The organism is Pseudomonadales bacterium (genome assembly GCA_024234435.1).
GTDB lineage: Bacteria > Pseudomonadota > Gammaproteobacteria > Pseudomonadales > Porticoccaceae > JACKOF01.
Window position 1 is genome coordinate 297,622 of record JACKOF010000001.1, and the last position, 21,345, is coordinate 318,966.

Here is a 21,345-nt window from a genome sequence, read left to right on the forward strand (position 1 = left end):
AATGGCAAGATATCGATAATTTTTAGAAAGCGCATACTAATAATCAGGTTTTTTTAAAAAAATATTTTTTTGCAAATATAATGGGCGCATGAAAAGACGTGAATTGATTTTGGTAGTAAGTCTGGAGCTGTTTAATCGCGAAGGAGAGGCAAATCTTTCGGCGGTGGATATAGCCAACGAGCTGGATATCAGTCCCGGTAACCTTTATTACCATTTTAAGGGTAAGGAGGAACTGGTTGAACAGCTCTTTGCCCGGTTTGAAGACGGTATGACAGCGCTGTTGCATGATCCCATCAACAGTCATGATGCCCTCGAAGACAACTGGCTGAAATTTTACATTCTTTTTGAGGAGATTTATCGGTACCGCTTCATCTATAGGAATCTCTTCGACATCGGTAAGAAATACCCTGGAATTAACCGTCGACTACACGCGTTGCTGGAGCTGAAGCACAGCTTTGTTGTTCATATGCTTCAGAGCATGGTGGCGAGAGGTGTGTTTGATGAGCGAAGTTTGACGGTTGTGGGGCTTGATGAGCTGGCGGACAGTATTTCACTGACACTGTCATACTGGATCAGCTACCAGCGCCTGCGGAGACTGGATACGAATCAGCACGATTTTATTCAAAGCGGTATTTTGCAAATTGTGGCACTATTAGCACCCTATATGGGTGACGTGCAACGGCAATTTATGGCTCGCTGCCACGAGCTCTACCAGCAGCAGGTTGTTGGTGAGTAAATTTCAATAATTTAAAGCCAGGAACACAACATGAGTGATATCAGTATTCGACGCAGTCATCATCTGCCTCCCGAAGAGATCCGTCAGAAAGCCGAACGGGTTGTGCGCAACCTGCAGGAAAAGCATGGGGGCGATTATGTATGGCAAGGAGATAAATGTGTCGATTACAAATATCCTGCGGTGAATGCCAGAGTAACTTTCGATAATGAGAGTTTAACCGTAAAGGTAGAGCTGGGGCTGTTTATGAAGGCACTTAAAACCATGCTGGAAGAAGAAATAACAAGATCTCTGGACAAACACCTGGCTTGAATTTCCGGCGTTATCTTTCGGGTATTGGTTGTGCCCCGAGGGACCTATAGGTCTTTACACTCACTGTGTTGCCGGTCTTTGAGAGACAGCCAGTCTTACTGCAGCGTGCTGCCTTAGTAGTAAATACCTGTAGGCTAGCAGTAATCTGTCATTATTCAGAGAGTCCCTGTGCTGACCTTGAATACCTGTATCAACGGATACGGGTGTTTCCTGGATTGAAGAGCCCGTTTTTGGGTTTCAGCGGGCCAGTACTTTTTCGACGGCTGTTTTAAGGTTCGCTACAGACCTGTCTATGTGATGCAACTTATCCAAGCCAAACAGACCGATACGAAAAGTTCTGAAATCTGCAGGTTCATCGCATTGTAGCGGAACGCCCGCTGCCACCTGTAAGCCCTGTGCAAGAAACTTTTTGCCATTCTGTATTTCAGGGTCGTCAGTATAGCTGACGACAACGCCCGGAGCCTTGAAGCCCTCTGCGGCAACACTTTTGAATCCGAAAGACTCCAGCATGTCGCGTACCTTCTTGCCCAGCGCCAACTGTTCCTGCTTGACCTTGTCAAAGCCATAGGCTTCCGTCTCTTTCATTGTATCCCGGAAACTGGTGAGAGCGTCAGTCGGCATGGTTGCGTGGTAGGCGTGACCGCCATTTTCATAAGCCTGCATAATTGACAGCCATTTTCCGAGGTCGCAGGCAAAGCTTGTGCTGGTGGTTTCGCTGACACGCTTCAAGGCTCGGTCATTAAGCATAACCAGACCGCTGCATGGTGAAGCGCTCCAGCCTTTCTGTGGGGCACTGATTAGCACGTCCACGTTGTTGCTTTTCATGTCAATCCAGAGAGTGCCTGAGGCGATACAGTCGAGAACAAAGAGGCCTCCTACTGACCGTGCAGCTTCACCTACCCGGGTGATATATTCGTCAGGGAGCAACATGCCGGACGAAGTTTCAACATGAGGGGCAAATACCACAGCAGGTTTTTCCTGCTGAATTTGCTTTACGACGTCATCAATGTCAGCAGGGGCAAATGCCGCTTGCGGATCGTTGCCACACGGCCTAGCTTTCATCACAATATGATCCTTTGTGATGTTGCCCATTTCGATGATTTGGGTCCAGCGAAAGCTGAAAAAACCATTGCGGATCACCAGGCATTTCTTTGCCGTGGCGAACTGTCGCGCAACAGATTCCATGGCGTAAGTGCCTCCTCCCGGAACAACAGCCACGGCGTCGGCGTTATAGACACTTTTCAGCGTGCCTGAGATATCTTTCATGACACCTTGAAAGGTGCTGGACATATGGTTAAGGGAGCGGTCAGTGAAGACGACAGAGTATTCAAGCAAACCATCGGGATCAATGTCGGGTAGTAATCCGGGCATAGCGGCGTCCGTAAAAAAATTGGCAAAGGCGCGGATTTTATCCCTCTCTCTTCTTAACTTCAAAGGCATTGGGGGTAAAACGAAGGGATTTGTTTCGATACATATTTGTTTGACATATCCCTTGACCGGTTTCAGAGTGGCCCCTATAATCTCCCGCCTTCAAAGCAGCCACCCAAAGGGCTGATTTGAAACGAAGCCGGAAGTCATGAGCCGGTGGGCTTCAGGGGGTACCAGCCTCCTCAACTTTTACAGTTGGAACTTTGTTGCGGGGTGGAGCAGCCTGGTAGCTCGTCGGGCTCATAACCCGAAGGTCGTTGGTTCAAATCCAGCCCCCGCTACCAAAATACTGAAAAGGCCTGAGGCGATTGCTTCAGGCCTTTTTTTGTTTTCATCGTATTGATCTGGATCTTATCGATCCGAAGCTTTTCTGATCGCTTCGCACGCGCCTGCCTGCTGCCATGACAGACAGCTATTATGCCTCCAGCTTGCCCGGCATGACTGAAGGCCATGTGTATCGGTTGCTTTCTATGAATCACGGCTTTTGATTTACATCAAAGATTAGCTGTTTTGGGTTTGGATATACGGCACAAGGTGTTGACAATGATTCTCATTTGCATATAAAGTGAGAATCGTTATCATTCAGGGTGTGTTATGTACGTTTGCTTGTGTAAAGGTGTGACCGATCGCCAAATCAGAAGTGCCGTTTATGACGGGGCTCGCTCGTTGCGTGATGTCCGAGGCAATCTGGGTGTTTCCGGTCAGTGCGGGCGCTGTTCGGCAGTTGCTAGGCAGGTTATCAGTGAAGCGCTGGTTGATGTCAATAATCATGCTGATTTTTACGAAGTTGCCTGAGATCCAGGTCTTGTTCTAACTCTTCTTTTTTATCTCCAGCCGATCTTTTGCTTGGCGTTTCCTGTACTCAAATCTATACTCTTTAGATGCCGTTTGCCGGTTTTTTTCTAATTCATAATGAAGTACAAGGACTCTGCCATGAAGGATAGTCAGGAAGTCGTTTTAGCCCTGAATAAAGTTCTAAAGTCTGAACTCACCTCAATTAACCAGTATTTTCTCCATGCCAGGATGTATAAAAACTGGGGGCTGGAGGCACTGAATCAGCATAGTTACAAAAAATCCATAAAAGATATGAAGCAGGCTGATAGTCTGATCGAGCGCATCCTTTTTCTGGAAGGCCTTCCCAATCTTCAGGACTTGGGGAAAATTTATTTGGGTGAGCATGCTGAAGAAATGTTGCAGTGCGACATGAAGTTTGAGCTTGAACAGCTGCCTGTTTTAAAAAATGCCATAGCGCTGTGTGAAGAAAAGCAGGATTACGTTAGCAGGGAGTTGTTGTCAGATATTCTGGAGTATGAAGAAGAACACATTGACTGGATCGAATCACAACAGTATTTAATCGGGAACGCCGGTATCCAGAATTATCTGCAGAGCAAAATTGGTGGTGGAGACTAATCATGAAAGGTAATGAACAGGTCATACAGGCTCTAAATGTGCTACTTGCCAGTGAGCTGGCGGCGATGGATCAGTATTTTATTCATTCGCGGATGTATCAGGACTGGGGTTTGAACAAGCTCTACGAGCGCATTGATCATGAATTTGATGATGAAAAAGGCCATGCAGCGAAACTGATTGAGCGTATTTTGTTTCTTGAAGGGGTGCCCGATATGACCACACGGGATGCCATTCATATCGGCAAAGACGTTCCGGCAATGTTGCAAAGCGACCTCGATATCGAGTATGCCGTTGCTAAAACACTGAAAGAAACCATTGCCCTTTGTGAAGCAGAGAAAGATTATGTTAGCAGAGAGATGCTCGAAATCCTGCTGGATGACACCGAGATGGATCACGCCTATTGGCTGGAGCAGCAGCTCGGTCTTATTGAGAAGGTAGGGTTGGCTAATTATCTGCAGGCACAAATGTAGAGGGTCGGTGGATATTTTTATCTGCTTGTTGTCTGTGATGGTCGATTATGGGTATAATCCGCGCCCACAACGGAGTGAGCTCCCTCGGAGACGGTTTTCGAAAGTACCACTCGCAGGTAGCAGGTCCAGCAATCGCTGAATCTCAGCTGTCAGACATCTGCATCGTGGAGATGCAAATCGAAAGGCCCCTGTATGGGGCTTTTTGTTAGGCGGTGAATTGTTAGGTGGTAAAACCCCACTCGGTTGATGGGCGCTGGTGTACAGGGCCCTTTTTGTTTTCCGGGGTTTGTTTTGAATTTGGTTCTGGCTGAATGATATTCGGTTGGTTGAGGGTGATTCTGTGGCAACAAGGCAGGAAGAGCTCAGAGTGTTGATTGAGCCTGCGGTAATAGCGTTAGGGTGCCAGCTCTGGGGGTTGGAATACCTGATGCAGGGCAAACAGGCACTGTTGAGAGTTTATATAGATCGTTCCGATTCGGGCGTTTCTGTAGAGGACTGTGAGCGGGTTAGCCGGCAGGCGAGCAGCTTGCTGGATGTTGAGGATCTGATTAAGTCGGAATATACCCTTGAGGTGTCTTCTCCCGGCTTGGACAGGCCTCTCTATACACTGGCACAGTTCGAACAGTATGTGGGTGAGGATGTCAGTTTGAAGCTGCGTTTTCCCTATGAAGGCAGGCGGAAGTATAAAGGTCGTCTGAGTGGTGTAGAGGGTGAAGATGTATTGGTGATCACTGATGGTCATGAATACCTGTTTCCCGTTGAAAGTATTGAAAAGGCCAATGTTGTTCCGCGCTTTTAGCGAATAACTGAGAGATACAAGCATGAGCAAAGAAATTTTGATGGTTGCGGAAGCGGTTTCCAATGAGAAAGGTGTTTCCCGGGAAGTCATTTTTGAAGCGATTGAGCAGGCGCTGGCAACAGCGACCAAAAAACGCTATGACGAAGATGCGAATATCCGCGTTGTCATTAACCGCAGCACCGGTGATTACGAATCTTTCCGCTGGTGGGAAGTGATGGATGACGACACGCTGGCAGAGCTGGGTACCCAGTTTACCGTTGAGGAGGCTCATGAAAAAGATACGTCTCTCAAGCCAGGTGATATTTACGAAGAGCAGGTGGAGAATATCGGCTTTGGGCGTATTGCTGCCCAAGCTGCCAAGCAGGTAATTGTTCAGAAAGTGCGAGATGCAGAGCGTGCACTCGTGGTGGATGAATATCGCGGACGTGAAGGCGAGCTGCTCAATGGTACTGTAAAGAAAGTTACGCGAGACCACATTATCATTGATCTGGGAAACAACGCTGAAGCCGTACTGCCTCGTGAGGAGCTGGTTGGTCGTGAAGTTTTTCGTATCAATGATCGTACCCGTGCGGTTTTGCAGAAAATCGATACTGAGGCCAGAGGTCCGCAGCTGCGCCTGAGTCGTTCCAGTAATGAAATGCTGATTGAACTGTTTCGGGTAGAAGTGCCGGAGATTGCGGAAGAAGTGATCGAAATTCGCGGCGCAGCCCGAGACCCCGGATCACGTGCAAAAATTGCTGTAAAAACCAACGATGGTCGAATTGATCCGGTTGGCGCCTGCGTGGGGATGCGTGGTGCCCGCGTTCAGGCTGTGTCTAATGAGTTGGACGGTGAACGCATTGATATCGTGTTGTGGGATGATAATCCTGCACAGTTGGTCATCAATGCGATGTCTCCTGCCGAGGTTGAATCGATAGTAGTGGATGAAGACTCGCGTTCAATGGATGTTGCAGTAGCGGAGGATAATCTGGCTCAGGCGATTGGTAAAGGTGGCCAGAATGTGCGCCTTGCTTCCGAGTTAACTGGTTGGAAAATCAATGTGATGACCGTTGAGGAGGCAGAGAGCAAGCAGGAAGAAGAAGCCGGTTCGGTGATCGAGTCATTCATGAAGTATCTGGATGTGGATGAAGATGTCGCCGGTGTGCTCGTTGAGGAAGGCTTTACCACGGTTGAAGAGGTTGCCTATGTTCCGCTGGAAGAAATGGCGGGAATAGAAGGCTTTGATGAAGAGATTGCTGAAGAGCTGCGAGCTCGCGCCAAAGATGCATTGCTGACGATGGCGCTGGCTTCGGAAGAAGAAATTGCGCAATCAGAACCAGCGGAGGACTTGCTGGGGATGGCTGGTATGGATGATGAGCTGGCACACGTTCTGGCTGCGCGAGGCATTGCCACCATGGAAGAGCTGGCAGAGCAGGCGGTTGATGATTTGCTGGAAATCGAGGGTATGGATTCCGAGCGGGCTGCTGAGTTAATTATGACAGCGCGGGCACCGTGGTTTGCCGAGACGGCAGAGGAAGAGTAAGAATTTGTTGCTGGGATGTGGATGACAACTCGCAGCGAATATCGAAAATTGAAATTGAGGAAAACTAATGGCAGAAGTTAGCGTAAGTGAACTTGCCAAAGTGGTTGGAGCATCTGTTGAACGTTTGTTGACGCAAATGAAAGAGGCAGGTCTTCCCCATAGCAGTGCTGATGACAGTGTTAGCGATGAGGAAAAACAAAAACTGTTGGCATACCTGAAGGGGTTGCATGGTGACAGTGCCCGTGAGCCAAAGAAAATCACACTTAAGCGCAAAAGTGTCAGCACGCTTAAAACCAGCGCAGGCCGCAAGACGGTCAATGTGGAGGTGCGCAAAAAGCGTACCTATGTGAAGCGCTCGGCCGAAGAAATGGCCGCGGCTGTTGAAGTCGAAGAGCAGCAAAGGGTCGAGCCGCAACCTGAGCCGGTTCAAAAAACATCCCTGGTTGATGATGTTGAAGCCAAGAGATTGGCGGCTATTGAAGCTCGGCGTGAAGCGGAAGAGCAGGCCAAACTCAAAAAAGCTGAAGAAGCAAAAAAGGCAGAAGCTGAAGATAAAGACAAAGTGAAAGTGTCTGAACCTGCTGCTCCGGCAGCAGCAGAGGAAGCAGATGCCGCTGCGAAGCACGCCAAAAAGCATTTCCGGCACGAAGCGCCAATGGCGCCAGATAAGGATGATGACGACAAACCAAAGAAAAAACGGGCTGTTAAAGGCGAAAAGCGCAAGAAGGCGCTGGTTGATCTTGAAGAGATTGACGATCTGGATGCAGAAACAAGCAAACCCCGCCTGAAGAGCGGTAAGCCGGTTGCCGTTAAAATTGAAAACAAACATACCTTCCAGAAGCCTACAGAGAAGAAAGTTATTGATGTAGAGATTCCTGCCGAAATTGTGGTTGCTGATCTTGCCCAGAAAATGTCCGTGAAAGCAGCGGTTGTGCTTAAAGAGCTGATCAAAATGGGCATGATGGTGACAGTTAACCAGTCGATAGACAGAGATACGGCGACATTAGTGGTAGAAGAGCTGGGTCATAACCCGGTGGCACGTGACGCCGACGCTGTTGAAGATGCTTTGGCTCAGGCGTTGCAGTCTCTTGGCGATAAAGAGAATCTGGTGCAGGCAAGAGCGCCGGTTGTCACGGTGATGGGGCATGTTGACCACGGTAAAACATCGCTGCTCGATTATATTCGCGAGAGCAGAGTCGCTTCTGGTGAAGCCGGTGGTATCACCCAGCACATCGGTGCTTACCATGTGGATACGCCTAAGGGTATGGTCACATTTCTGGATACTCCTGGCCACGCCGCGTTTACTGCCATGCGTGCTCGTGGCGCCCAGTCTACGGACGTCGTTATTCTGGTGGTGGCCGCAGATGATGGTGTGATGCCGCAAACCGAAGAGGCTATTCAGCACGCCCGTGCAGCCGGTGTGCCGCTGGTTGTGGCGATCAATAAAATTGATAAAGATGGTGCCGACCCTGATCGGGTAACCAACGAACTGTCAGCCAAGGATGTTATTCCTGAAGATTGGGGTGGAGATACTCAGTTTGTGAAAGTGTCTGCCCATACAGGTGAAGGTATTGATGAGCTGCTGGAAGCGGTTCTGTTACAGTCTGAACTGCTTGAATTAACGGCCCCTGTGGATGTGCCTGCAAAAGGCGTGGTGGTCGAGTCCCGCCTTGAAAAAGGGCGTGGTACCGTCGCTACATTACTGGTGCAGGCCGGAACTCTGAACAAGGGGGACTTTGTTCTGGCCGGAGAAAGCGTCGGCAAAATTCGCGCCATGAGTGATGAAGCAGGGCGTCCGGTTTCTGAAGCGGGCCCATCGATACCCGTCGAGGTGCTTGGCCTTGATGTGCCGCCGAATGCCGGTGAAGAATTTATGGTGGTGGCCGACGAGCGTAAAGCGCGCGAAGTGGCTGAACTGCGCCAGAAGAAAACGCGTGACGATCGTGCTTCGCGTCAGCAGGCAGCGAAGCTGGAGAATATGTTTGCCAGCTTTGAAGAAGGTGAGCGCAAAGTACTGCCTGTACTGGTCAAAACCGATGTGCGTGGCTCTCTTGAAGCAATATTGTCTTCGTTTGCCGATATTTCCACAGATGAAGTTGCTGTGGATGTAGTGGCATCTGGTGTCGGCGGTATTACCGAATCTGATATCAACCTTGCTATCACTTCCGGTGCTGTTGTCATGGGCTTTAATGTGCGTGCCGATACATCGGCTCGTCGTCTGGCAGAAGCGGAAGAAGTGGATCTTCGCTACTACAGCGTTATCTATCATCTGCTGGATGAAGTTAAGCAGGCTCTGTCCGGCATGCTGGAGCCAGAGCGCAGAGAAGAGATCGTTGGTATTGCTGAAGTTCGGGATATTTTCCGCTCTCCAAAACTGGGCGCTATTGCCGGTTGTATGGTGGTTGAAGGTACAGTTTATCGCAATAAGCCGATCCGTGTGTTGCGTGACAATGTCGTTATTTATGAAGGTGAGCTGGAGTCCTTGCGCCGCTTTAAAGATGACGTTAATGAAGTGCGCAACGGTATGGAGTGTGGTATTGGTGTTAAGGATTACAACGATATCAAGAACGGCGATCAGATAGAGGTGTTCGATATCGTTGAAATTGCCCGGGAGCTTTAAAACCGGGCAATGCCCGTAACGGGTTAATAGCGTATAAAGAGACGATAACAGTGCCGAGAGAATTTAACCGCAAAGATCGGGTTGGTGATGCGTTGCAGCGAGAGCTGTCGCAGCTGATTCGCGATGAGCTTCGAGACCCGCGTGTTGGGCTGGTAACAATTACTGCAGCCGAAGTGAATCGTGATTTATCAACGGCAAAGATATACGTTACTTTTGTTGACCTCGATAGTGATGAAGAGCGCCAGCTGGCAACAAATGTACTGAATGGTGCTGCCGGTTTCCTGCGCTCTCAGCTGGCCAGGGTCATGAAAATGCGGGTCACGCCGAGACTGCGTTTTATTTGTGATGATAGTGGCAAGCAGGGCTCATACCTGTCAGCATTGATTGATCGTGCTATCAGTGCAGATGAGCAGCGGCATCAGCATGCTATACCTGCTGATTCTGAAACGACAGACACCGATACGCCAGAAAACGGGAAATAGGTTTGGCTCGTCGTCGCAAGGGCCGTTCGGTCAATGGCATTCTGTTACTGAATAAGCCTCTTCAGATAAGTTCAAATGCGGCTTTGCAAAAGGTTAAATGGCTGTTTTTTGCGGCAAAGGCGGGGCATACCGGGAGCCTGGATCCTCTGGCTACAGGGGTGTTGCCTGTTTGCTTGGGAGAGGCCACCAAATTTACCCGGTTTTTACTGGATGCTGACAAGTGTTATCGCAGCACCTTCCGGTTTGGAATGGCTACAGCAAGTGGTGATGCCGATGGTGAGGTGCTTGGTCAGGTCAGTGCCGCAGGTCTCACCCAGGAACAAGTGGTGTCTGCGATGGGCTGCTTCCGCGGCGAAATCGAGCAGGTTCCACCGATGTATTCTGCCCTGAAATACCAGGGGCAGCCGCTTTATAAACTGGCCAGAGAAGGCATCGAAATTGAACGGGAACCACGGCCGGTAGTGATTCGGCGGTTTGAGCTGCTCGATTTCAGGCCGGGAGAAAGTGCCGAAGCAGATGTAGAGATTCATTGTAGTAAAGGCACCTATGTCAGAACACTGGCTCAGGATCTGGGTGCTGCACTGGGTTGTGGCGCTTATGTCAGTAAATTGCACCGAACGGCTGTGGGTCCGTTTGATGAGTCCGATGCAATTGCGCTAGATGGGCTGGAAGCTGTGCGTGAAGCAGGTACAGCCGAGAGTCTGGATCGGTTTTTAAAGCCGATGGATGCCGGAATAAGTCATTTGCCGGCGGTGTATTTACTTGAATCTGTTGCCTGGTATTTCCAGCAGGGGCAGCCGGTTTCCGTTCCGGGAGTCTATGATCTCGGCGAAGAAGGCTGTATAGTGCGCGTCTTCGCCGAAAGCGGGGCGCTTCTGGGCGTCGCCGAGATTATGGATGACGGTCGAATAGCGCCGAAAAGGCTGGTGGTTTACTAATCTGCTGAAAGCCTGTTTCGCTTAGTAGCGAATAGCGGGGCAGCTGTTTGAAGTTTTTAATTAGGGTCACTGTAAATATGCGCGGTTACCCTGAATCATTCACCGCATATTGGAGAAAAAGTCATGTTATCAGCAAGTGAAAAAGAAGCATTGGTTAAAGACCATGCACGCTCAGAGGGCGATACCGGTTCTCCGGAAGTACAAGTAGCCCTGTTGACCGCGAACATCAACAAACTGCAAGAGCATTTTGGTGATCATAAAAAAGATCATCATTCTCGTCGTGGTTTGATCCGCATGGTAAACCAGCGACGCAAGCTGCTGGATTACCTGAAAAACAAAGACGCTACCCGCTATACGGCGCTGATCGCCAAGTTGGGACTGCGTCGCTAAGAGTCGATAGCGGCTCCCCTTCTTCGGATCGGGAGCCGTTGTTCTTTATGCGTTTCTGTACTTGCCGGGCTTTACAGTTGATCGAGTTACCAATCTTCATCTTTGATGACTTTATCCGGGTGGCGATTGGTAACCCGAGCAGCTAAAGCTGGTATAGCGAAAGAGCGCTAACTTTAAAACCAGATAGGTAACATTATGAATCCTGTAACAAAATCATTTCAGTACGGTAACCACACGGTTACGTTGGAAACAGGGCGCATTGCTCGTCAGGCGACGGGCGCTGTACTGGTGTCTATGGATGGTACCCAGGTACTGTGTACCGTTGTCGCCGCTAAAACTGTTAAAGAAGGTATGGATTTCTTTCCTCTGGGTGTGCACTACCAGGAGAAAGCCTACGCAGCCGGTAAAATACCCGGTGGCTTCTTTAAGCGTGAAGCTCGGCCCAGTGAGAAAGAAACTCTGACATCACGGTTGATTGACCGTCCTATTCGCCCTCTGTTTCCCAACGGTTTTAAAAATGAAGTGCAGGTCGTTTGTACGGTCATGTCAGCAGAAAACAATATAGACCCGGATATTCCCGCCATGATCGGTACATCTGCGGCTTTGGCTATATCCGGCGTTCCTTTTAGCGGTCCTGTTGGCGCTGCGCGTGTTGGTTACAATCAGGATGCGGGCTACCTGCTTAACCCAACCTACTCAGAGCTGGAAAACTCCCAGCTCGACATGGTGGTTGCAGGTACAAAAGACGCAGTATTGATGGTGGAATCGGAAGCCAGTGAGCTGCCAGAAGATATTATGCTGGGTGCCGTTCTGTATGCTCATCAGGAAATGCAAGCGGTCATTCAGGTGGTGCAGGAGCTGGCTAGTGAAGTAGGTAAACCTGCCTGGGAATGGGTTGCTGCTGCCGAAAATACTGATCTTACCGCAGCGCTGCAAGCTCAGGTAGGCGAGGGTGTTGACGAAGCTTACCGGACTACAGACAAGCAGCAGCGTGTGACTAAAATTGACGAATTGCGCGCCGCTGCTGTGGCCGCTCTCGCCAATGAAGAAGCGGGTGTCAGTGAAGAAGATGTTCGTGATGCCTTCAAGAAGCTGGAAAAGAAAATTGTGCGTGGCCGCATTATTCGGGGCGAACCCCGAATTGATGGGCGCGACGGCAAGACGGTACGGGCGATTGATGTCGAAGTGGGTATCCTGTCAAAAGTTCATGGGTCGGCTCTGTTTACCCGTGGAGAAACGCAGGCCATTGTTGCTGCCACGCTGGGCTCCATGCGTGACGCGCAGATGATCGACGCACTTGAGGGTCGCCGCGATGATCCATTCATGCTGCACTACAACTTCCCTCCTTATTCGGTAGGTGAGTGTGGTCGGGTGGGTTTTACCAGCCGTCGCGAAATCGGTCATGGCCGTCTGGCGCGCCGTGGTATTGCCGCAGTGTTGCCATCAGCAGAAGAATTTCCGTACGCCATTCGCGTTGTTTCGGAGATCACTGAATCGAATGGCTCCAGTTCTATGGCCTCTGTTTGTGGTTCCAGTCTGGCTCTGATGGATGCCGGTGTGCCGGTGAAGGCTCCGGTAGCGGGTATCGCCATGGGGCTGGTTAAGGAAGATGAGGGTTTTGCGGTTTTAACCGATATCCTTGGTGATGAAGATCACCTGGGTGATATGGACTTTAAAGTTGCCGGTACTGCCAAAGGTGTAACGGCCCTGCAAATGGATATCAAGATCGAAGGCATTACCGAGGAGATTATGGAAATCGCTCTGGAGCAGGCATTGCATGCACGTCTGCATATCCTCGGTGAGATGAATAAGGTCATCGCTGCTGGTCGTGAACAAGTTTCTGAAAATGCGCCACGGTTTCACACAATGAAAATCGATCCGGACAAGATCCGTGATGTCATTGGCAAGGGTGGCGCTACTATCCGAGCTTTGACTGAAGAAACCGGCGCAACCATTGATATTGAAGACGATGGCAGTATTCGTATTTACAGTGACGATGCCGAAAGCCTCAAGGATGCTATTTTCCGTATCGAGGAGATTACCGCCGAAGCTGAGGTTGGCCGTATTTATGATGGCAAGGTCGCTCGCATTGTTGATTTTGGCGCGTTTGTAACCATCATGCCGGGTACTGACGGGTTGTTGCATATTTCCCAGATTGCACAGGAGCGTGTTGAGAAAGTAACGGACTACCTTCAGGAGGGTCAGGAAGTAAAAGTGAAGGTGTTGGACGTTGATGCACGTGGACGGATCAAGCTGTCTATGAAAGAAGTCGAATCAGAGGTGGCAGAACCTCAAGATGAAGCGCCAGCGGATGTTGAGAAAGTGGAAGCGGATCAATAATCCACGGTTGGTCTTTATATCAAAAGCGGGGCCATTGGCCCCGCTTTCTGTTTTTAAACGGTCATTCTGGCGCACGCATAACCCCCTTTTTGCAAAAGTGGGCTGAATGAGGGTTTAATTCGACGCGCACATAATCTCTTTTCTGAAACGCAATTTCTGTCGCTCTGTCAGTGCGTTCCAGTTTGCGAAAAGAGATTTATCTGAGCAAAAAGGGCAGTCGTGGTGAGGGCATTGAGCTGTGGGCGTATTATTTTCTGATCCAAGCCAAAGCCATTCGGGGGAGACCTGCAAAGCCTGAGCAATACTGATGATGCCAGATGTGGACCGGGAGCGGCCTTTTTCCAGCTTGGAAATCATTTGCTGAGTCAGTCCCGCCAGAGAAGCCAGCTGCCGTTGTGATAGCCCGGCCTGTTCGCGAGCGTATTTTATTCGGTTTGCCATTTTGTTCATTCGGGCATATTACAACATGTGTTGTAATTCGCCAGACAACTATAGTTGTAGTGTGATTTGGGTCACGTTATTATCCCGGTGTAACAAAGGAGTGTGGTAATGACACCGGTAGAAGCGCTGAGAAAAGCTATAAAAATAATAGGTGGGCAAACGGCAACGGCCAGAGCTATAAGCCGTAAAACGGGAGTACTTATTCGTCAGCAGCATGTCTGGAATTGGCTTAACCGCGATGGTGGAGTGCCTCCGGAATATGCCCCTATTCTGGAAGAGGTTACTCGAGAGATGGGCGTTGCGCTTACCCGGGAGCAACTCTGTCCGCAGTTCTATAATCCTCAATAAGTCCGTGTATCAAACGCTCCGCCTTTACCTGCAATACGTAAAAAATTAGTGAGCGCTCACAATCCAAATTTATCCGTTCGAATTCAGGTGGGATGTACGGTACTGCCGGGGGGATAAACCTGTCCACTGTCGAAAAGCTCTGGTGAACGAGCGGGGCTCTGAAAAGCCTACGATTTCGGATATCTGGTCGATAGACCGATCATGCTGGGTGAGTAGTTCGATAGCCACTTCTCTGCGAATGTTGTCCTTTATCCGCTGAAAGCCGGTGCCTTCCTTTTGCAGGCCGCGATACAGGGAAAGCTTGCCGATTCCCATCTTGTCGGCGAGCTGTTCGGCTTTTAGAAATTCGAGCCTGCGGGTGTTGCTCGCAACGATAGCCCTTTCTACCTGGGCTTCAAGACTTCCATCGGCGCCTGGAATCGTCATGATATCGACGGGGTAGTTTGCCAGAAATACTTCCCGCTCCTTGGCTGTCCTGAGTAATGGTTTCTGCAAGTAGCCCACATCAAAAACCAGGCGGTTGCTGGACTGGTTGAAATGTAATGGTCCCGGAAACATTATCCGCAACTCATTGCGGTGGGCTGGCGGCGGATGGGAGAAATGGGTTTCTCTCAAACGGATGGCCTCTCCGATATACCAGCTGGGAAATCGGTGCCATATTACCAGCAGGAATTCTGCCAGAAAATGTTGGTGATCCAGTGTCGGTTCAGTCAGAACAAGGCTGAGTTCAGCACTGTTGCCGCTGATCTCCAGAGATATTGTCAGATCATCGGTTAGCAGATTGTAGAGATCTATCGCCTTTCTGAGGACTTCCCCCAATACCTGGCAGTGGCTGAGCAGGTCACACAATGTACTGAATACACCGAATTTGCAGCGAGACCGGGTAAACCCCATAAACTCGTCATTGAGCTCTTGTTGAATCAGTCGAAACAGTCGGCCAACTTGATCCGTGTGGATACGTCCGGTGTTCTGAGTGATTGCTGTGGGGTTGATGCCTGCCCGGGCCAGTAAAGCGAGGTCATTGATGCCGTGTTGGCGGCAGCCCTCCAGAGAGGCATTAACATGATGCAGGGATATTGTAGCCATAACGCATAAAGAAGTGAGTTTATAGAGCCTTATTAGTAGTCTGTTGGCAAATATATCATGTTATATGAAATATTATGTGAGTTTTTAGGGGTAAATTGGACCTTGTGGGTTTGAATGTTCTGGGGCATATTGGCGCACCTGTTTGTCAGGCATTCCCGGATTCCTGAGCGTACCGATAACAAACCTTTAGAAGGCAGATGTAAAGATGACAGATTTCCCCAAGCGTACTTTGGACGAATGGTCCGAACTGGCTACCAAAGAATCGAAAGGCCGCTCACCCGATGACCTGGTATGGAATACCCCGGAAGGAATAGCCGTAAAACCTCTCTATACACCGGAGGATTTGTCTGGTATCAACGATTTGGATAGCCTGCCGGGGTTCGCACCGTTTAAACGTGGCCCTAAAGCGACAATGTATACAGGGCGCCCTTGGACGGTCAGGCAATACGCGGGCTTTTCTACTGCTGAGGAGTCTAACGCTTTTTATCGTCGCAATCTGGCTGCTGGTCAGCAAGGGCTTTCGGTAGCCTTTGATCTGGCAACGCACCGTGGTTACGATTCTGATCACGAGCGTGTTGAAGGCGACGTGGGCAAGGCCGGTGTCGCCATTGACTCGGTAGAGGATATGAAAATTCTCTTTGACGGAATTCCGTTAGATAACGTGTCTGTATCCATGACGATGAACGGTGCGGTATTGCCGGTTATGGCCAATTACATTGTCGCTGCTGAAGAGCAGGGCGTGACGCCAGACAAACTGGCTGGCACGCTTCAGAACGATATCCTGAAAGAGTTCATGGTGCGAAATACCTATATTTACCCGCCAGCGCCATCCATGCGGATTGTGTCTGACATTATCGGTTACACCGCCGAAAATATGCCCAAGTTCAACTCCATTTCCATTTCCGGCTACCATATGCAGGAGGCGGGTGCCACGAATGTTCAGGAACTGGCGTACACGATTGCCGATGGTATCGAATACGTCCGCACGGCCATTGACAGTGGGCTGGATGTAGACAAGTTTGCGCCTAGATTGTCATTCTTTTTTGCGATTGGTATGAACTTTTTTATGGAGATTGCCAAGCTGCGCGCTGCACGCATTCTGTGGGCGACGCTGATGAAAGAGAAGTTTAACCCCCAGGATGACAAATCATTGATGTTGCGCACACACTGCCAGACATCAGGTGTCAGTCTTACCAGTAAAGACCCTTATAACAATGTGATGCGAACCACCATTGAAGCCATGTCAGCAGTGCTCGGTGGTACACAGTCACTGCACACCAATGCGCTGGACGAAGCACTGGCGCTGCCTACCGATTTCTCGGCACGCATTGCCCGGAACACCCAGCTGGTGATCCAGGAAGAAACCGGTATTACCAAGGTAGTGGACCCTCTGGCAGGCTCCTACTATGTTGAATCACTGACTGATCAGCTTGTTAAAGAGGCAATGGTACTGATCGAAGAAGTTGAAGAAATGGGCGGTATGACCAAGGCCGTTGAATCCGGTATGCCAAAACTGAGAATCGAACAGGCGGCGGCATTGCGTCAGGCTGCGATTGACCGGGGTGAAGAGGTGATTGTCGGCGTCAACAAATACCAGTTGGCAGAAGAGCCGGAAGTGGAAATTCTCAATATTGATAACAGTGCTGTACGAGTTTCGCAGATTGCTCGATTGCAAAAGCTGCGTGCCGAGCGCGACAGTGAGGTCTGTCAGTTGGCATTGGATAAGCTTTCGGAGGCAGCGCGCTCCGGCGAGGGTAATTTGCTTGCCCTTGCTGTTGATGCGGCCCGTGCCCGCGCCAGTGTGGGTGAGATTTCTGATGCTCTTGAGAAGGAGTGGGGGCGGCACAAGGCGGAGCAGCGCTCTATCAGTGGCGTATACGGCTCTGCTTATGAAGGGGATGAAGCGTTTAAGGCGATCCAGAACGATGTGGAGGCTTTCGCTCAATCTCACGGGCGGCGCCCACGGATGCTGGTGGCAAAAATGGGGCAGGATGGTCATGACCGCGGCGCTAAAGTGATTGCGACCGCTTTTGCCGATATTGGTTTTGATGTGGATATCAGCCCGATGTTTCAGACACCACAGGAAGCAGCTCGCATGGCGGTAGAGAACGATGTTCATGTGGTGGGGGTTTCTTCGCAGGCAGCGGGTCATAAAACCCTGGTGCCCCAGTTAATCAGCGAGCTGAAAGCAGCCGGGGCTGAAGACATCATGGTTGTCTGTGGCGGTGTGATTCCTCCACAGGATTATAACGAGCTTTACGCTGCCGGAGTTGCCGCTGTTTATGGGCCGGGCACCAATATTCCCAAAGCTGCAAGCGAAGTATTGAAGCTGATCGGTGGCAATAACTGAGATCGGTGTGTGTCGCTGAAATTTGTGCGTAGATAACAAAAAATGAATGGGTCAGAACTAGGAGCCGGTAATGCACGAGATTATTGAACAGCTGGAAGCCAAGCGTAATGAGGCCCGCCTGGGTGGCGGTCAGAAGCGGATTGATTCACAGCACAGTAAAGGCAAGCTGACCGCTCGGGAGCGGATCGAATTGTTACTGGACCCCGAGTCATTTGAAGAGTGGGACATGTTTGTGGAACACCGTTGCACAGACTTCGGTATGGAAAAAACCACCGTTCCTGGCGATGGTGTGGTGATCGGTTATGGCACCATTAATGGTCGTCTTGTCTTTATCTATAGTCAGGATTTCACCGTGTTTGGCGGGTCGTTGTCGGAGGCGCATGCTGAAAAAATCTGCAAACTGATGGAGCAGGCCATGAAGATGGGTGCGCCGATAATTGGTTTGAATGATTCCGGAGGGGCCCGTATTCAGGAAGGTGTGGCATCACTGGGCGGTTACGCAGATGTTTTTCAGCAAAATGTACTGGCTTCAGGTGTTGTACCCCAAATTTCTATGGTTATGGGGCCTTGTGCGGGCGGAGCGGTTTATTCGCCAGCCATTACCGATTTTATTTTTATGGTGAAAGACAGCTCCTACATGTTTGTTACCGGGCCGGATGTTGTGAAAACGGTCACACACGAGGAGGTGACATCAGAGGAGCTGGGCGGGGCCCTGACTCACGCCAGTAAGTCTGGTGTGGCTGACATGGCGTTTGAAAATGATGTGGATGCTCTGTTGAAGTTACGCCGGTTCATGGGGTTCCTGCCAGCCAATAATCAGGAGTCACCACCGGTCTGGCCAACCGAAGACCCCGCAAACCGTACCGAGCTGTCACTGGATACACTGATTCCTAACGATCCCAACAAACCGTACGACATGAAAGAGCTAATAGTGAAGATTGCCGATGAGGGCGATTTTTTTGAAATTCAGCCAGATTACGCGAAAAATATTGTGATCGGTTTTGTGCGTATGGAAGGCTCAACGGTTGGGGTCGTTGCTAACCAGCCGATGGTGCTGGCGGGTTGCTTGGACATTGATGCTTCGCGTAAAGCTGCCCGTTTTGTACGTTTCTGCGATGCTTTCAATATTCCCGTATTAACCCTGGTTGATGTGCCTGGTTTTATGCCCGGCACCAGCCAGGAATATGGTGGAATTATAAAGCATGGTGCCAAGCTGCTTTATGCTTATGCCGAGTGTACGGTGCCAAAAGTCACGCTGATTACTCGCAAGGCTTATGGTGGTGCTTACGATGTGATGTCCTCCAAGCACTTGCGCGGGGATGTTAACTTTGCTTGGCCGACTGCCGAAATTGCCGTCATGGGGCCTAAGGGTGCGGTGGAAATTATTTTCAGGCAGGACATCGGTGATGATGCCAAGATCGCGGCCAGAACCGAGGAATATCGGCTCAAGTTTGCCAATCCCTTCATCGCAGGGAAACGGGGTTATATTGACGACGTGATTATGCCGCACAGCACACGCAAACGAATTTGCCGTTCACTGGCGATGCTGAAAGGCAAACAGCTGGAAAACCCCTGGCGTAAACACGGCAACATACCTTTATAAATCAAACTTGGTGGGGCCATCATCACTGACGCGGTTGCCGCCATTGTTGTCGAGCGTTGGAAATTCAAAAAATTAAAAAGAGACGGTTATGTTCAAGAAGATACTAGTTGCAAACAGGGGAGAGATCGCTTGCCGGGTGTTTAAAACGGCCAGAGCCATGGGAATAGGAACAGTTGCCGTTTATTCGAGTGCTGATCGTGATGCACTGCACGTGCAAATGGCTGATGAGGCTGTCCACATTGGTCCGGCTGCTTCCTCAGAAAGCTATCTGGTCATCGAGAAAATTATTGACGCCTGTAAACAGACCGGCGCTGACGCCGTTCACCCGGGTTACGGTTTCCTTTCCGAGAACAAGCTGTTTTGCGAGGCGCTGGATGCGGCCGGTATTACTTTTATTGGCCCCGGAGTTAAAGCGATTGAATCCATGGGTGATAAAATCACCTCCAAGCTGATTGCCGAGAAAGCGGGTGTGAATACCATTCCCGGTTATACCGATGTGGTTAAGGATGTTGAGCAGGCCCTGGATATTTGTGAGGACATTGGTTATCCGGTGATGCTGAAAGCCTCCGCAGGTGGTGGTGGCAAAGGTATGCGTGTGGCCTGGAATGCAGAAGAATGCCGCGAGGGTTTTGAGCGCGCAACCAACGAGGCTCGTTCCAGTTTTGGTGATGATCGGGTGTTTATTGAAAAATTCATTCAGGAACCCCGCCATATTGAAATTCAGGTGGTGGCCGACAGCCACGGCAATGTCATTTATCTGGGTGAGCGTGAGTGCTCCATTCAGCGCCGCCATCAGAAAGTTATTGAAGAGGCACCCTCACCGTTTCTGACAGAAGATGTGCGCCGAAAGATGGGTGAACAGGCCGTAGCACTGGCTAAAGCAGTGGACTACAAATCAGCCGGTACAGTGGAGTTTATTGCCGATGCACAGATGAATTTCTACTTTCTGGAAATGAATACGCGATTGCAGGTTGAGCATCCGGTGACGGAACTGGTAACCGGCCAGGATCTGGTTGAATTAATGATTAATGTCGCGGCAGGTGAAAAGCTGCCTCTCACTCAGGATCAGGTCACGCTAACCGGGTGGGCTATTGAAACGCGCGTCTATGCTGAAGATCCGTTCCGTAATTTTATGCCCTCCACCGGGCGGCTGTTGAAATACATCGCCCCTGAAGGCGAAGGTGTTCGTGTCGATACCGGCGTTTATGAGGGTGGTGAAGTATCCATGTATTACGATCCCATGATCGCCAAGCTCATCACTTACGGTGAGACTCGCGAACAGGCTACTGCGCGCATGGTAGATGCTTTGGATGGATACTATATTCGCGGTGTTAATCACAATATCAGCTTTCTGAATGCGCTGATGGTCCATCCCCGGTTTGTGGCCGGTAACCTCACGACCAATTTCATTGCTGAGGAATACCCGGACGGGTTCAGTGCTGATCTGGTGCCGCAGGATGAGCCTGCCATTACCGCCCTGGTCGCTGCGGCTGTTAACAAAAAGCTTCGTGATCGAAGTGCGATGCAGAGCGGCCAGATGCCAGGTCATAGCTATCGGCCACCTGAAGATTGGGTCGTGATTATTGATGGTCAGCATATGGCGGTTACCATTACCCGGGACGAAACCGGTTTTAATGCTGAACTGGATGGTACCGGTTATCGAATCGATACTCAGTGGCAGCTTGGTGGGCCATTGTTCAAGGCCTGTATTAATGGTGAAAATATTTGTGTTCAGGTGGATCGTTCCGGCTCCGAACTTGTACTTTTCCACCGGGGCGCAGAAAAACGTGCGCTTGTGGTAACCCCGAAAACTGCTGAAATGAACAACTACATGCTCCACAAAGAGCCGCCGGACATGTCACGATTCCTGTTGTCGCCAATGCCCGGTTTACTGGTTTCCCTGGCGGTTGCAGAAGGTGATGAAGTGAAACAGGGTGAGGAGTTGGCTGTAGTGGAAGCCATGAAAATGGAAAACAGCTTACGTGCACTCCAGGATGGTGTTGTACTGAAAATTTCTGCAGAAGTAGGTGATTCACTGGTTGTGGATCAGCCCATTATCGAGTTTGAGTAACC

Annotated in this window: 19 protein-coding genes and 1 tRNA gene; 17 read left to right on the forward strand and 3 right to left on the reverse strand. The window is 50.1% G+C overall.

What is annotated here, in order from left to right:
* Nucleotides 1-88: 88 nt before the first annotated feature.
* Both H7A02_01430 and H7A02_01435 read left to right on the forward strand, forming a co-directional pair.
* Nucleotides 89-736: a TetR/AcrR family transcriptional regulator gene (locus H7A02_01430; GenBank protein MCP5170918.1), complete on the forward strand. Its 648-nt coding sequence runs from the start codon at nt 89-91 to the stop codon at nt 734-736.
* Nucleotides 737-766: 30 nt separating this feature from the next.
* Nucleotides 767-1,045, forward strand: a complete 279-nt coding sequence (locus tag H7A02_01435; GenBank protein MCP5170919.1) for a polyhydroxyalkanoic acid system family protein — start codon at nt 767-769, stop codon at nt 1,043-1,045.
* Between the two features lie 237 nt (nt 1,046-1,282).
* Here H7A02_01435 and H7A02_01440 read toward each other — a convergent pair whose 3' ends face one another.
* Nucleotides 1,283-2,416 (reverse strand): alanine--glyoxylate aminotransferase family protein, encoded by a 1,134-nt coding sequence (locus tag H7A02_01440; GenBank protein MCP5170920.1) that lies wholly within the window; start codon nt 2,414-2,416, stop codon nt 1,283-1,285.
* 264 nt (nt 2,417-2,680) lie between these two features.
* Here H7A02_01440 and H7A02_01445 point away from each other — a divergent pair.
* From H7A02_01445 to pnp, 11 genes are all read left to right on the forward strand, one after another.
* Nucleotides 2,681-2,757 (forward strand) — tRNA-Met (locus H7A02_01445).
* A gap of 310 nt (nt 2,758-3,067) precedes the next feature.
* Nucleotides 3,068-3,268, forward strand: coding sequence for a bacterioferritin-associated ferredoxin (locus H7A02_01450; GenBank protein ID MCP5170921.1), 201 nt, complete (start codon nt 3,068-3,070; stop codon nt 3,266-3,268).
* A 138-nt stretch (nt 3,269-3,406) separates the two neighbouring features.
* Complete coding sequence (bfr, locus tag H7A02_01455) at nt 3,407-3,883, forward strand: bacterioferritin (protein ID MCP5170922.1); 477 nt, start codon at nt 3,407-3,409, stop codon at nt 3,881-3,883.
* Nucleotides 3,884-3,885: 2 nt separating this feature from the next.
* Nucleotides 3,886-4,353: a bacterioferritin gene (gene bfr, locus H7A02_01460; protein MCP5170923.1), complete on the forward strand. Its 468-nt coding sequence runs from the start codon at nt 3,886-3,888 to the stop codon at nt 4,351-4,353.
* Between the two features lie 340 nt (nt 4,354-4,693).
* On the forward strand, nt 4,694-5,152 hold the full coding sequence (gene rimP, locus H7A02_01465; protein ID MCP5170924.1) for a ribosome maturation factor RimP: 459 nt from the start codon (nt 4,694-4,696) through the stop codon (nt 5,150-5,152).
* Between the two features lie 22 nt (nt 5,153-5,174).
* Nucleotides 5,175-6,674, forward strand: coding sequence for a transcription termination/antitermination protein NusA (nusA, locus tag H7A02_01470; GenBank protein ID MCP5170925.1), 1,500 nt, complete (start codon nt 5,175-5,177; stop codon nt 6,672-6,674).
* A gap of 67 nt (nt 6,675-6,741) precedes the next feature.
* Nucleotides 6,742-9,294: a translation initiation factor IF-2 gene (infB, locus tag H7A02_01475; GenBank protein ID MCP5170926.1), complete on the forward strand. Its 2,553-nt coding sequence runs from the start codon at nt 6,742-6,744 to the stop codon at nt 9,292-9,294.
* Between the two features lie 50 nt (nt 9,295-9,344).
* Nucleotides 9,345-9,776 (forward strand): 30S ribosome-binding factor RbfA, encoded by a 432-nt coding sequence (rbfA, locus tag H7A02_01480; GenBank protein MCP5170927.1) that lies wholly within the window; start codon nt 9,345-9,347, stop codon nt 9,774-9,776.
* A gap of 2 nt (nt 9,777-9,778) precedes the next feature.
* Complete coding sequence (gene truB, locus H7A02_01485) at nt 9,779-10,714, forward strand: tRNA pseudouridine(55) synthase TruB (GenBank protein ID MCP5170928.1); 936 nt, start codon at nt 9,779-9,781, stop codon at nt 10,712-10,714.
* Nucleotides 10,715-10,837: 123 nt separating this feature from the next.
* Complete coding sequence (gene rpsO / locus H7A02_01490) at nt 10,838-11,104, forward strand: 30S ribosomal protein S15 (protein MCP5170929.1); 267 nt, start codon at nt 10,838-10,840, stop codon at nt 11,102-11,104.
* Between the two features lie 195 nt (nt 11,105-11,299).
* Nucleotides 11,300-13,444 (forward strand): polyribonucleotide nucleotidyltransferase, encoded by a 2,145-nt coding sequence (pnp, locus tag H7A02_01495; GenBank protein ID MCP5170930.1) that lies wholly within the window; start codon nt 11,300-11,302, stop codon nt 13,442-13,444.
* Nucleotides 13,445-13,558: 114 nt separating this feature from the next.
* Here pnp and H7A02_01500 read toward each other — a convergent pair whose 3' ends face one another.
* Nucleotides 13,559-13,885 (reverse strand): helix-turn-helix transcriptional regulator, encoded by a 327-nt coding sequence (locus H7A02_01500; protein ID MCP5170931.1) that lies wholly within the window; start codon nt 13,883-13,885, stop codon nt 13,559-13,561.
* 108 nt (nt 13,886-13,993) lie between these two features.
* Here H7A02_01500 and H7A02_01505 point away from each other — a divergent pair, with 108 nt between their 5' ends.
* On the forward strand, nt 13,994-14,233 hold the full coding sequence (locus H7A02_01505; protein ID MCP5170932.1) for a helix-turn-helix domain-containing protein: 240 nt from the start codon (nt 13,994-13,996) through the stop codon (nt 14,231-14,233).
* Between the two features lie 69 nt (nt 14,234-14,302).
* Here H7A02_01505 and H7A02_01510 read toward each other — a convergent pair whose 3' ends face one another.
* Nucleotides 14,303-15,319: an AraC family transcriptional regulator gene (locus H7A02_01510; protein MCP5170933.1), complete on the reverse strand. Its 1,017-nt coding sequence runs from the start codon at nt 15,317-15,319 to the stop codon at nt 14,303-14,305.
* Nucleotides 15,320-15,524: 205 nt separating this feature from the next.
* Between H7A02_01510 and scpA the strand changes: the two genes are divergently transcribed.
* The 3 genes from scpA (at nt 15,525) to H7A02_01525 (ending at nt 21,343) form a co-directional block, all read left to right on the forward strand.
* Nucleotides 15,525-17,669 carry a methylmalonyl-CoA mutase gene (gene scpA / locus H7A02_01515; protein ID MCP5170934.1) on the forward strand — a complete coding sequence of 715 codons (2,145 nt, stop codon included), beginning with the start codon at nt 15,525-15,527 and terminating at the stop codon, nt 17,667-17,669.
* Between the two features lie 70 nt (nt 17,670-17,739).
* Nucleotides 17,740-19,272, forward strand: coding sequence for an acyl-CoA carboxylase subunit beta (locus tag H7A02_01520; GenBank protein ID MCP5170935.1), 1,533 nt, complete (start codon nt 17,740-17,742; stop codon nt 19,270-19,272).
* Between the two features lie 88 nt (nt 19,273-19,360).
* Nucleotides 19,361-21,343: an acetyl/propionyl/methylcrotonyl-CoA carboxylase subunit alpha gene (locus tag H7A02_01525; GenBank protein ID MCP5170936.1), complete on the forward strand. Its 1,983-nt coding sequence runs from the start codon at nt 19,361-19,363 to the stop codon at nt 21,341-21,343.
* Nucleotides 21,344-21,345: the final 2 nt, after the last annotated feature.